The sequence below is a fragment of the Roseomonas sp. BN140053 genome (assembly GCF_047690175.1).
Taxonomy (GTDB): domain Bacteria; phylum Pseudomonadota; class Alphaproteobacteria; order Acetobacterales; family Acetobacteraceae; genus Roseomonas.
Genome location: NZ_JBLLEB010000066.1, coordinates 1 through 11335, shown reverse-complemented (window position 1 = coordinate 11335; position 11335 = coordinate 1). Strand labels below are relative to the sequence as shown.

The 11335-nt window shown below is 65.7% G+C and carries 12 protein-coding genes and 1 pseudogene; 4 read left to right on the top strand and 9 right to left on the bottom strand.

The features are described from left to right. Positions 1-144: 144 nt before the first annotated feature. A complete protein-coding gene (locus ACLIBK_RS24950; protein WP_415390011.1) occupies positions 145-303 on the bottom strand; it encodes a transposase in 159 nt (52 codons plus the stop codon). Positions 304-371: 68 nt separating this feature from the next. Further along, a pseudogene (locus ACLIBK_RS24945) lies at positions 372-686 on the bottom strand (transposase); the annotation flags it as partial. Positions 687-1227: 541 nt separating this feature from the next. Here ACLIBK_RS24945 and ACLIBK_RS24940 point away from each other — a divergent pair. Beyond that, complete coding sequence (locus ACLIBK_RS24940; RefSeq protein WP_415390010.1) at positions 1228-2937, top strand: ATP-dependent nuclease; 1710 nt, start codon at positions 1228-1230, stop codon at positions 2935-2937. Next, on the top strand, positions 2927-4285 hold the full coding sequence (locus tag ACLIBK_RS24935) for a UvrD-helicase domain-containing protein (RefSeq protein WP_415390009.1): 1359 nt from the start codon (positions 2927-2929) through the stop codon (positions 4283-4285). Before ACLIBK_RS24940 ends, ACLIBK_RS24935 begins: the two co-directional genes overlap by 11 nt. Positions 4286-4420: 135 nt before the next feature. Here the strand turns inward: ACLIBK_RS24935 and ACLIBK_RS24930 are convergent, their stop codons facing one another. Genes ACLIBK_RS24930 through ACLIBK_RS24920 form a run of 3 tightly spaced genes read right to left on the bottom strand, consistent with a single transcriptional unit; the run spans position 4421 to position 5465 of the window. After that, positions 4421-4630 (bottom strand): hypothetical protein, encoded by a 210-nt coding sequence (locus tag ACLIBK_RS24930; protein ID WP_415390008.1) that lies wholly within the window; start codon positions 4628-4630, stop codon positions 4421-4423. Continuing rightward, the gene (locus ACLIBK_RS24925) at positions 4627-5088 is read right to left on the bottom strand and encodes a hypothetical protein (RefSeq protein WP_415390007.1); all 462 of its coding nucleotides are present in this window, start codon (positions 5086-5088) and stop codon (positions 4627-4629) included. The genes ACLIBK_RS24930 and ACLIBK_RS24925 overlap by 4 nt, the downstream gene beginning before the upstream one ends. After that, a complete protein-coding gene (locus ACLIBK_RS24920) occupies positions 5085-5465 on the bottom strand; it encodes a hypothetical protein (RefSeq protein ID WP_415390006.1) in 381 nt (126 codons plus the stop codon). Before ACLIBK_RS24920 ends, ACLIBK_RS24925 begins: the two co-directional genes overlap by 4 nt. A 302-nt stretch (positions 5466-5767) precedes the next feature. Here ACLIBK_RS24920 and ACLIBK_RS24915 point away from each other — a divergent pair, with 302 nt between their 5' ends. Further along, on the top strand, positions 5768-6355 hold the full coding sequence (locus ACLIBK_RS24915; protein WP_415390005.1) for a sugar transferase: 588 nt from the start codon (positions 5768-5770) through the stop codon (positions 6353-6355). A gap of 560 nt (positions 6356-6915) precedes the next feature. Here ACLIBK_RS24915 and ACLIBK_RS24910 read toward each other — a convergent pair. From ACLIBK_RS24910 to ACLIBK_RS24895, 4 genes are read right to left on the bottom strand one after another with little or no spacing between them, the layout of a single operon-like run. Next, complete coding sequence (locus ACLIBK_RS24910) at positions 6916-7125, bottom strand: hypothetical protein (RefSeq protein ID WP_415390004.1); 210 nt, start codon at positions 7123-7125, stop codon at positions 6916-6918. Further along, the gene (locus ACLIBK_RS24905; RefSeq protein WP_415390003.1) at positions 7122-7583 is read right to left on the bottom strand and encodes a hypothetical protein; all 462 of its coding nucleotides are present in this window, start codon (positions 7581-7583) and stop codon (positions 7122-7124) included. Before ACLIBK_RS24905 ends, ACLIBK_RS24910 begins: the two co-directional genes overlap by 4 nt. Continuing rightward, positions 7580-8944 carry a recombinase family protein gene (locus ACLIBK_RS24900; RefSeq protein ID WP_415390002.1) on the bottom strand — a complete coding sequence of 455 codons (1365 nt, stop codon included), beginning with the start codon at positions 8942-8944 and terminating at the stop codon, positions 7580-7582. Before ACLIBK_RS24900 ends, ACLIBK_RS24905 begins: the two co-directional genes overlap by 4 nt. Beyond that, positions 8941-9459 carry a DUF2924 domain-containing protein gene (locus ACLIBK_RS24895; RefSeq protein ID WP_415390001.1) on the bottom strand — a complete coding sequence of 173 codons (519 nt, stop codon included), beginning with the start codon at positions 9457-9459 and terminating at the stop codon, positions 8941-8943. Before ACLIBK_RS24895 ends, ACLIBK_RS24900 begins: the two co-directional genes overlap by 4 nt. Positions 9460-9880: 421 nt before the next feature. Here ACLIBK_RS24895 and ACLIBK_RS24890 point away from each other — a divergent pair, with 421 nt between their 5' ends. Beyond that, positions 9881-11071, top strand: coding sequence for a hypothetical protein (locus ACLIBK_RS24890; protein WP_415390000.1), 1191 nt, complete (start codon positions 9881-9883; stop codon positions 11069-11071). Positions 11072-11335 lie beyond the last annotated feature (264 nt).

The following is an 11335-nucleotide window of genomic DNA, read 5'->3' as shown; positions in this document are numbered from 1 at the left end:
AGGGTGCCAGCCAGCGTCCCAGCTCGCCCCTCCAACCCAAGCTCGACACCATGACCGCCTCCAATCATCCCAGATCAGAGCGCCCCGCCTTCCTGCCAGTTCCAACAGCCTGCCAAAGTAGTGTTAGAGCCTGTTTGAGCGGGATCAGAGTGGGTTGATGAGGGCTTCGGCGGCGGCGAGTACGGCGGCGCAGGCGAGACGCGCGGCTGCGGCGTCGAGGCGACCGGCACGGTCACGCAGCAGGCCGCCCCAGTGGGCGAGCCAGCCAAAGCTTCGCTCGACCACCCATCGCCGGGGCAGCATGGCGAAACCGCGCTGGCCAGGAGGCCGCACGACGACCTCGTGGCGCTGCCGTGCAGGTTGGACCACTCCCGGCAGCGCTCGGCGGTGAAGGCGCCGTCGAGGATGGCCACGCGCAGGCTCGGCCAGGCCACCTTGCCGTCGTCGAGTGCAGGCAAGGTGTCACGCTCCTGAACCGAGGCCGGGACAACCGCGATGGCCAGCCCGTTGCCGTCGGCATCCACCATGGCCATCCGCTTGCGCCCCAACGTCCGCTTGGCAGCGTCGAAGCTCCGCGGCCCGCGCACCGGGATGCACTTCACCGTCTGCGTGTCGATGATCGCCAGCCGGGGCTCAGGCCTGCGACCTGCCGCGCGACGGCGCAGCCAGGTCAGATCACGTATCATCCGCTCGAACAGGCCCAGGGCCTGCCAGCGCCGGATCCAGCCGTACACCGTCCGCCACGGCGGCATACACTGGCGGTAGTGCCCGCCATCCACCGCCCACCCGCAGGTGCCACGCGATCGCCCGCACCACGGCAAGGGTCGGCGTGGCACCGTCGCTGCTGGGTGGATCAGCCCGCTCCAGCCAACCTGCCACCTCGCGCACCGCGCAACTCGAAACCATGTGCTTCAGGCGCGCCGCGTGGCCTGCCCGATGCTGCTCCGTCCACATCTCTCCCACCCCTCCGCCCCGCCAGGCGGTTCACGGTGTTCACCTCAGGAGAAGATGGGGACGGACGGTAGAGGGCCGCTCAAACAGGCTCTTAGCAATGCCTGGAAAGGCCGATGGTCATTCGCGCTGATGGGGAAGTGACTCGAATAATCAAGCCTAATGTTCTCCTCGCATTCGCCGCCGCTGTCGCCACCCTTACGCTCATATCGAAGGCGAACGTTGCGGCTCAGTTGAGTCGCTGCTACCCAGCATCAACTGCAAGCGGTCCATGCGATGGCTGCCATTCGGCACGTCGAAATCTGTAATTTCCGGGGTATTGCTTACCTGAGCTGGGCACCGAAGGAGGGAATCAATGCCCTTATCGGACCCGGCGATGTTGGCAAGTCAACGGTCCTCGAGGCGATCGACCTAGTGCTCGGAACGCGGCGCTCCACGTTCACCGACACGGACTTCCACTGCTTGAACGTTGAGCAGCCTATCTCGATCGAGGTGACGGTCGGAGATCTGCCGCGCGAGTTGTTGGATCTTGAACTTTACAGCGCAGCCATTCGGGGCTGGTCGGCGGTCACGTCTGAACTTGCAGATGAGCCTGGAGAGGGCTTGGAGCCTGTCATCACGCTCAAGGTTACCGTTTCGGAAAGCTGCGAGGCGACGTGGCAGTTGCATTCGGAACGGCTCGCCGCCAATGAGCTGCCTAGGGCGATGCGGAATGACCATCGCGCCATGATCATGGCGCAGAGGCTCGGGTCGGCAGTCGGGCAACATCTCGCGTGGGGTCCAACCTCGTCACTTTCAAAGCTGTCCGGCAGCGGTAAGGGCATGGGAGCTGCCCTAGCGCGCGCCGGGCGCGCCGCGCGAGATGACTTCACCGTCGCGGATGCGCCGGCACTGAAGCCGGCGGTTACCGCCGCCCAACAAGTCGCACGGGATCTTGCCGTGCCCGCCGCTCTCGACGCCATTGCGGCACTGGACCCGCGCTCCGTGAACATCAGCAACGGTGCAATCGCGCTACACGGCAGCAACCACGTTCCGCTCCGGGCACTAGGAACCGGATCAAGCCGTCTCCTAGCGGCCGGTTTGCAGGCGAAGGTCTCCCGCTCCGTTCCGGTGCTGCTGCTCGACGAGGTCGAGCACGGCCTTGAGCCGCATCGGATCGCACGCCTTCTACATTACCTCGGTTCGAAAGAGACCGAATCTCGCCCCCAGGTAATCATGACCACGCATTCTCCGGTAGTGCTGCGGGAGCTCTCGGCGGAGCAACTGTGTGTCGCTCGGTCCGACATTGGAAAGACGCTTCGACTCGAGCGCTTCGGCGAGGCTGAGCGCGGGCTGCTCCGGACGCATGCCGAAGCTTTCTTGTCCGCCGCCATACTTGTTTGCGAGGGACCGACAGAAATTGGCTTAATGCGCGGCTTCGATCTGTTTTGGTCCAGCTGTAATCAGCTGAGCCTTGCCTTTCTAGGGATCAGCCTAGTCGATGGGAAGGGGACGCCGAACGCGCAGAAGACGGCGCTTCAGTTTTCGGCCGCCGGCTTTGAGGTTGCGCTCCTGCGAGACTCCGACGTACCCCCGCCGCAGAACGAGCAGACCTTCCGCGGCAGGGGATGTCCGGTCTTCTGCTGGCGAGATGGTCATGCTACCGAGAACGAGTTATTTGATAGCTTACCGCCTGAAGCACTACCGGAACTGATTGCGATCGCCGACAAGCATCACACGAGCACAGTCGTCGACACGAATCTCGGAAGTCACGGGCTGAACAAGGACTCGATTACCGCATTACGAACTAGGCCGACGGATGCGCATCGCTCGATTCTGGCGAAGGCAGCACGGTCCGGAGCATGGTTTAAACGGATCGACTTCGGCGAGGAGGTAGCCCGCGAGGTTGTATGCCCGAACTTCACTTCCTTGACTGGCCAGTTGCCAATTACGATTCAGGAGATTTGGACGTGGACGAGGCGCTTCGCGCCGCCGAATGACACCTGACGCGCTCCTCGGATCCAGACACTCGCTCGTCGTTGCGCCGGCCGGCTGCGGCAAGACGCACCTCCTGAGTGAAACCGTACGAGCCAACACCGCCGGACGCATCCTGGTTCTCACGCATACGAGGGCAGGGGTGGCGGTCATCCGGAGCCGGCTGCGAACCGTCCCGGCACATGCCTATCGCGTCTCGACATTCGACTCATGGGCTGGGTGGCTTGCTAAGCAGTTCCCAGGAGTGTCTGGGTATATACCGACGGGCACAGCGCGGGACTACGCGTTAGCCAAAGAATGCGCACTTCGCCTGCTTCGGATTGGCGCTGTCCAGCGCGCTCTGGCCGCAACCTATTGCCGGGTGTTGGTGGATGAGTATCAAGGCTTCGGCAGGCAGCAGTTCGCAATGGTCGACGCGATCATGTCGGTACTCCCAGCCGTCGCGTTCGGCGATCCTATGCAGGCGATCTTCGGCTTTAATGAAGCATTGCCAGGCTGGGCGGAAACCACCAAAGGCTTCGAAACAGAATGGGAGCTCTCTGAACCGCACCGCTGGACCCGAGTGGGCGAGGAAACTCTTGGCCGGTGGGTGCTACAATGTCGATCAGACTTAGCGAAAGGTCTGTCGATCGATCTCTCGAAGGGGCCGCCAAACGTGTGCTGGCTTCCGCTCTCCTCGCTGGACGAGATCGGGTGCCAGCTTCGCGCGATCGCTGCCGCACCGATCGACGGGACGCTCCTCGCCATCAACGACAGCCGATTTACGCAACAACGCCGAGCGCTAGCTCAACGTGGGGGAGCAGGATTGTCTGTCGTCGAGACGGCTGAGCTTCCGGACCTCAGGGCAGCGGCAGTTCAAATCGGAGCGAGTGCAGGCTTAGTCCGGGTGGGTCATCTGCTCGATTTCGCAAGCTCAGTGATGATTGGTGTCGATAAGCGTGGCCTGCTCGACCGGGTGATGGGCGTTTGCGCTGGCAATATTACGCCAGCCTCGGAGGAGGACTGGGCATTATTCCATGCCCAGAATTTAGAGGGCGTCGCCACAGCGTTAACTGCACTTCGGCGCACACGGGACGTGTTTCGTCCCGATCTGCTCGAAGCACTGCTCGAGGCGGCGCGTAACCACGGGGATGACCTAGTTGCGGCAGCGGCCAAGGTGCGTGCCCGTCGGCTAGACATTGGCCGCCGCGTGGAGCCGCGGGCTATAGGCAGCACGCTTCTGTTGAAAGGGCTTGAGGCCGATCACGTCGTCGTCCTCGATGCGGACGGGATGAGCCGTCGAGATCTTTACGTGGCGATCAGCCGAGGCTCAAAGACCTTGACTGTCGTTTCGCGTTCTCCGGTTCTCCCCATTCGCTAGCCCGATTGATTCTAATGCAAGCGCTTTTCACCGGTCGGCCAGGCGGTTTCGTATGGGTGTGCCCTGAGCTTCAGCTTACCAGCGTTCGCGCCGCACCGAAGGATATATGCAGCGACTAACAGTCTAGGGAGGTCGTCAGTGCCGCACGGTGACATGGTTCTTGTCTCCCACGGGCCAGCCGCCAAGCTCCTCCTCCACCGCATCGCGTCCGACCCGGAGAGAGCTCCACTGGTACACCCGGTCCCGCGGCACATTCGGGTCCACGATGAAAACTTCGACTTCTTCGTCGGCACAAATCCGCACGAGATTGCCGGTCTCATCCACGGTGAAGGTGATCCGGTTCATGCTCGATGTCCTTCCATTGCTGATGGTGTGATGAGGCCGAGAACTCGGCGCTGCGCGGCCCAGGTGGTCGGGAACGGGTCCATGAGCCGCGGCAGTCCCACCCACGGCGCCTGCCGCCCGTCTAGGATTGCCTCCACGATGTCCGGCGCGAGCAGTGTCAGCTGCAGCAGCCGCCCCAGGAACCCGCGCTCCAGCTTCTCCGCCGCGGCGAGCTCCGTCACCGACGCGTACCGCCCCTCGTCCAACAGCCGCTTCCAGCGGAACGCCCGCGCCAGCGCCTTCACCAGCGCTGGGTCGGCTTGGGTGCGAATGACAGCCGGCTTGTCGCCGGCGGCAGGGATGTCGGTGCCTACGGGCGTGACGATCGTCTTGCGTCCGGGCCGACGCCGGACCGCCAGCGGCACCTGCACAGTGATGCTGCCCGGGGTGGGGCTGCTCCCCTGCATGGTGCCACTCACGCCGCAGCCTCCAGCACGGCGGCCCTGCCCGCCCCGAGGTCCCGGACCAGGCTGGCCAGCCCTTCCACCCGAAGCCGGATGTCCGCCCCACCGGCCGACACCGTCACCCGCTCCACCAGCAGCCCGATGATCCGCGCCTGCTCCGCCGGGAACAGCTCTCCCCACAGCGGCTCCAGGCTGCCCAGCGCGTCGCGCACCTCGCCCTCGGTCAAACCGGGGTCGCTGAGCCGCGCTTCCGCCCAGGTGCCCACGATCACCTCCGGCTGGCACAGCAGCGCCCGCACCTGGGTGATGACCGCCGTCTCGATCGCCGCGGCCGAGATGCGCCGGACCAGGGTGGGGTCAACCGAGCCCCCTGAGGCCTCCTGAACAGGCAACGCAGGCACTTTCCTGTCAAGAATTGAAACAGTGATCAATTTTGACACAAAAAATACTAGCGAGAAGCCTAATGAGAAGTTACTAGCTCCAAGTGGCAGATGGGCGCATCTAATTGTGCGCTGCAATATCGTTGGAGACCTGGGTGTCCCACACTCAAGACGCAGAGCTGCGCCGCGATGCACTTCTCGGTCCGGCTGCATCGCCAGGCCTTGGTAGGTCGCTCAGTGCCGTCACAGAGCTCGACGGTCGGACAGCAGTAAGCCCTCCAGCCGGGCGCCCCTATTGGCCGGTGAAGCGAGGCATGGATGTCTTGCTGGCCGGCGCTGCTCTCTTGCTGCTGCTGCCGCTCTTTGCTCTCTTATGGGTCGCCGTTCGCCGCGATGGTGGAAAGGCCTTCTTCGGCCACACCCGGATCGGGCGCCATGGCCAGCGGTTCCAGTGCCTCAAGTTCCGCAGCATGGTTCCGGACGCGGATGCAGCGCTTGCGCGCCTGCTGGCCGAGGACCCCGAGGCTGCGCGCCAGTGGGCCGAGACCCGGAAGCTGCCGCGTGATCCACGCGTGACGCGGCTCGGGGCATTTCTTCGCGCGACAAGTCTCGATGAGTTGCCGCAGCTCATCAACGTACTGCGCGGTGAGATGAGCCTGGTCGGGCCGCGTCCCGTTGTTCAGGATGAGCTCGACAGGCACTACGGCTCTCACCGGGCATCCTACCTAGCGGTGCGCCCAGGTGTCACAGGCCTCTGGCAGACCAGCGGCCGCAGTAGCACCAGCTACGCGACGCGTGTCGCCCTGGACTGCCAGTACGTTGAAGACTTCTCTTTTGCCTCGGACCTGCGAATCCTTTTCCGCACCATCCCAGCTGTCCTCAAGCGCACAGGCGCTTTCTGAACGCCTTCAGATCGGGGCTAGGCAGAATCCCTGATGCTTGGCTCACACTGCAACTTCGCACCTACTGGCAATCACATCATTCGGTGACAACGAGTGTTAGCGAAGCAGGTGAAGAACGATCAGGAACAGGAGCGACCAGCAGGGTAACGCTAGGCACAGGCCGACCAGGACACCGCGGACCGCAGAGCTCGAGGCCTGCGAAGGGTCGATCTTAACCGTTGAAGTAGCCAACCACGGCACCGTTGAAGTTGTCACGGAACATTCCCCCTTCCTACATCGTCTTATCACGATGCTCGTGCGTCCAGAGCTGCAGTACAAGGGACGAAGGGAGAACCGACCAAAATACAAGGGCTGCTCTAATATGCGGTGGTATGGCCCTCACCGCGGAGAAGGCAGGCGTTGGGCCGTATGACAGCATTGCTGCGCTGCAACCGCGCGGTGCCGAACGACGACAACAGTTCAGGCGGCGCGGCGCGGCACAGCCCGCGCTTGAAGCTTTACCCGGCTGGTTCCTTGGCGCGTCGTGCAGTCCTAACAACGGCAGCCAAGTGGACAAGCAGTCAGTGGCTTATGGGGACATGGTTCCTGTCTCCCACAGGCCAGCCGCCGACTTCATCCTCCACGGCGCTCCGCCCGACTTGAAGAGAGCTCCACCGGTACACGCGGTCACGTGGCACGTTCGGGGCCACGATGAAGACCTCGACCTCTTGGTCGGCACAGATCCGCACGAGATGGCCATTCTCGTCGACGGTGAACGTGATCCGGTTCATACTCGATGTCCTTCCATTGCTGGTGATGTGCTGAGGCCAAGCGCGTCGTGCTGCTCGGCCCAGTTAGTCGGGAACGGGTCCATGAGCCGGGGCAGTCCCAATCCTGACGCCTGACAGCCGTCCAGGATGGCTTCCACGATGTCCGGCGCGAGCAGCGTGAGCTGCAGCAGCCGACCCAGGAACCCGCGCTCCAGCTTCTCGGCCGCGGCCAGCTCCGTGAGCGAGGCGTACCGCCCTTCGTCCAGCAGCCGCTTCCAGCGGTGTGCCCGCGCCAAGGCCTTCACCAGCACAGGGTCGGCCTGAGCGCGGATGACAGAGGGTTCGGGACCGACAGCAGGGCCGCTGACGCCCTCCGGCGTGACGATAGTCTTGCGCCCCGGCCTGCGCCGGACCGATAGGGGCACCTGCACCGTGATGCTGTCCGTAGTGGCACTGAAGGTGGCGGGGGCATCACTCACGCCGCCGCCTCCAGCACCGCCGCCCTGCCCGCCCCGAGGTCTCGCACCAGGCTGGCCAGCCCCGCCACCCGCAGCCGGATGTCGGCCCCGCTCGCCGACACCGTCACCCGCTCCACCAGCAGCCCGATGATCCGCGCCTGCTCCGCCGGGAACAGCTCGCCCCACAGCGGCTCCAGGCTGCCCAGCGCGTCCCGCACCTCACCCTCGGTCAGGTCGGGGTCACTGGCCCGTGCCGCCGCCCAGGTGCCCACGATCACCTCCGGCTGGCACAGCAGCGCCCGCACCTGCTGGACCACCGCCGCCTCGATCTCCGCGGCCGAGATGCGCCGCACCAGGGCAGGGTCGGGCTCCTGCCCGGCCTCCGTGCCCTTCAGCGCGCCCTGGCTCACGTAGTAGCGGTACAGCCGCCCCCGCCGCCGCGTGTGCGTGGGCGACATCGCATGCCCGTCCGCGCCGTAGATCAGGCCCCGCAGCAAGGCCGGGCTCTGGTTACGGTGGCCGTTACCTCGTGCCCGTGGGCTGGTCTGCAGCACCGCATGCACCCGGTCCCACAGATCGTGGGAGACGATACCTCGGTGCTCTCCCGGGAAGCTCTGCCCCTTGTGCGTCGCCTCGCCGAGGTACGTCCGGTTCTGCAGCAGCTTGTAGATGTCGCCCTTGTCCAGCAGCCGTCCCGACTTGCCCGTCAGGCCCTCCGCCCGCAGCTGCCGGGCCAAGGTGGTCGCGGACTGAACCTCCGCGAAGCCCTCGAACACCCGCCGGACCGTCTGGGCCTCGGCCTCGTTCACCACCAGCTTGCGCTCGCGCGCGTCGTAGCCCAGCGGCACCTTGCCACCCATCCAGATGCCCCGGGCACGCGAGGCCGCGAACTTGTCCCGGATCCGCTCCCCGATCACCTCGCGCTCGAACTGCGCGAAGCTGAGCAGGATGTTCAGCGTCAGCCGGCCCATGGAGGTCGTGGTGTTGAAGCTCTGGGTCACCGAGACGAAGGTGACCCGGTGGGCGTCGAACAGCTCCACCAGCTTGGCGAAGTCCATCAGCGCTCGGCTGAGGCGGTCGATCTTGTACACCACCACCACGTCCACCAGCCCGCGCTCGATGTCGGCCAGCAGGCGCTTAAGAGCGGGGCGCTCCAGGGTGGCACCCGAGACACCGCCGTCGTCGTAGCGGTCCGGCACCAGCGTCCAGCCCTCGGCGCGCTGGCTGGCGACGTACGCCTCGCAGCTGTCGCGCTGGGCGTCGAGGCTGTTGTAGGCCTGCTCCAGCCCCTCCTCGGTGCTCTTGCGGGTGTACACGGCGCAGCGCAGCCGCCGCGCCTGGGCGGGCGCCGCCGGCGTCAGGGAGGCTGCCTTGCGGCTCATGCCCCTGCCCTCCCCTTCAGCCCGAAGAAGGTCCAGCCGTTCCAGCGCGTGCCGGTGATGGCGCGGGCGATGGCGGAGAGCGACTGGTAGGGCCGGCCCTCCCACTCGAAGCCGTCGGCCAGCACGGTCACCGCGTGCTCCACGCCAGCCCACTCCCGCAGCAGCCGCGTGCCGGGCAGCGGGCGGTGGTCGGCCCGGATACGACGGAGCACCACGTTGCCGCCGTCCAGCTGCTCGCCGAGCGCCACGAGGCGGTCCACCGTCTCCTGGCGCAGGCCGCCGTAGGCCAGCTCCTGGATGCGGTAGGCCAGCCGGCTCTGCAGGTACGTCCGGGGGTGGAACCGGGGCGGGGCGTCACCGAACAGCTCGCGCCACTGCTGCTTCAGGGCCGGCGTGGAGGCGGTCCGGAGCGCTGCCAGGCGGCCCAGCACGTCCGCGGGTGGGATGGCGGGTAGCACCGGCTGAGGCGGCAAGGGCACCACCTCCGGGGCTGGGGTGGGACGGCGTCGGGTCATGCGGCTCTCCGGGTTTGGACAGCTGCACCACCGCTCTGTTCGGCTCGGAAGTGTAGCGAACTCTCTCCCCGCCCCCGGGCCTGAGCCGCGTCGCGGGCGAGTTCCTCGGCAGTGTGGGCACGGAGCCGCAGGAGGCCGGTGGCCAGGATGGCGCAGAGCTCGCGCAAGTGCGGAGCGAGGTGGAGAAGCCCGGGTTGAGCCGCTGGCGTGACAAGTCCTTCCCGACTGCCTCGGCCGCCGTCGACAACCCGCTCGGGTTTCGCGTCGGTTCCTACCGCCAGGCGATAGCCACCTGGAACAGGACGGGAACATCGGCTAGCCTTCGCCATCATGGCCGAGTCCTCCCGAAACAGTCGTGACGCCTGAACCTCCGGTCACACTTCCCTTCGCCACGGTGCTGCGCCGGGTGTGCAGCCGAGGCTTGGCCGAAGAACTGGTTCAGGCCGTCCGCGCGATGGCGGCCTTGGAGGAAGGCAGTGAACCTCCGGTCGACCCTGGTCGCCTTTCGGGTAGGTCGGCTCCGCCGGCAAAAGGGGTTGATGTCAGGCTCCGGGCCCGTCTGCATCTGGTGCGCGCCAATAACGCCCTTGCTGCGGACCTTGCTTCCCGGATCAATCGCGGCGAGTTCCACCTTCGGGGCCGGCCCATACAGTCCGAAGCAGCCGACGGCTCCGTCGTCATCCCGTCCGAGCTGACCGACAACCTCACCATCGATCCTGAGGCTAACAGCGTCAGCACGGCCGATCAGATTTACTCCGATGTCGAGGCCGTGCTCGGCCCAGCGCCGTCCTGGGCCTCCGGGGAGGATGCACCAGATACGTTGCCGCTCTGGGATGCACTCGTGGGCTGGTGCAGCCCGCAGCTCCTCTTCGAGATCCGCCGCCACGAGTGCTACTTCAGCCGCGATCAGCTCCGCGCTGCCGACCACCCCACCCTCGGCGCTGCGGGCGATGGCAGGGCGCAGCTGGGACCTACCGAATACCAGCGGATGCGCACGGCGCTGGGTAGCTTCTGGTGGGACCTGAGGCGGGACCTCAAACGGCGCATCGAGCGCGGCGAGGTCTACGTGCAAGGTGTTCAGACGCGCCCCGATCTGCGGACCGAGCCCGAGCCCATTCCTTCCGTCTGGGCGACAGACTTCGATTTTGATTTCGAGGCTGGCAGCCTCACTGTGGCGCGCTATCGCTTCATCGCCGTGACCTGCTCTCTCAAGCCTCCGACGCAGAGGGCGCTGGCCCCACCTATCGCTGAGTACCGCGTGGGGGGTCCAGGCAGACTGGCCGTTCTCCACCCGGAGGATGTTGCCGCCCTTGAGGACGACACGATCCTGGCGCTGCTGGAGGAGCATGCTCGCCGCGTGGTCGACAGCCCTGATGCCAAGCTGTTCCCCCCCGGCAAGATCTCCCTCCTGCCGCTGATCCGCCGCAAGATGCTGGCGCGAGCAGCCGCGGGCGAAACCCAGCCCAGCTTGGCCAGCGAAATGACTTGGCTCGCCGAATGGATCGCCCTTAAGGCTCCGTCGCATCAGGTACCCACCGCCGCAACCCTCGAGAACGTGCTGCGCAACGACTACCGGGCACTCTCGGCACGATCCAACGCCACGATCCCATGATCCGCTGATTGGATCATGGCTGTGGATCATGGCTTCCGCGCGCCCCCTCTTAGCGGCCTAGGTCGTTATGGAGCGCGGGCATGCAGGTCGGGGGTGCGGCGGGATCCGAGGGCGGCACCGACGTCGGTGCCGCTTATCCGCCTAGAGCAGATCCCGAGCGAACCGAATCAGAGGGCTTGCCCGGCTCGGGGGCAATCTGATTCAAGCTGCTGGCTGGGGTTGGAGGCCAGCGGCGATGGCGAAGACCTTGTCGGAGGACCTGCG

What these genes read in the sequence shown, in the direction of transcription:
- ACLIBK_RS24940 (WP_415390010.1), top strand. Translation starts at nt 1,228, where the DNA reads ATGGCTGCCATTCGGCACGTCGAAATCTGTAATTTCCGGGGTATTGCT.
- ACLIBK_RS24930 (WP_415390008.1), bottom strand. Translation starts at nt 4,630, where the DNA reads ATGAACCGGATCACCTTCACCGTGGATGAGACCGGCAATCTCGTGCGG.
- ACLIBK_RS24900 (WP_415390002.1), bottom strand. Translation starts at nt 8,944, where the DNA reads ATGAGCCGCAAGGCAGCCTCCCTGACGCCGGCGGCGCCCGCCCAGGCG.
- ACLIBK_RS24915 (WP_415390005.1), top strand. Translation starts at nt 5,768, where the DNA reads ATGGATGTCTTGCTGGCCGGCGCTGCTCTCTTGCTGCTGCTGCCGCTC.
- ACLIBK_RS24910 (WP_415390004.1), bottom strand. Translation starts at nt 7,125, where the DNA reads ATGAACCGGATCACGTTCACCGTCGACGAGAATGGCCATCTCGTGCGG.
- ACLIBK_RS24935 (WP_415390009.1), top strand. Translation starts at nt 2,927, where the DNA reads ATGACACCTGACGCGCTCCTCGGATCCAGACACTCGCTCGTCGTTGCG.
- ACLIBK_RS24895 (WP_415390001.1), bottom strand. Translation starts at nt 9,459, where the DNA reads ATGACCCGACGCCGTCCCACCCCAGCCCCGGAGGTGGTGCCCTTGCCG.
- ACLIBK_RS24950 (WP_415390011.1), bottom strand. Translation starts at nt 303, where the DNA reads ATGCTGCCCCGGCGATGGGTGGTCGAGCGAAGCTTTGGCTGGCTCGCC.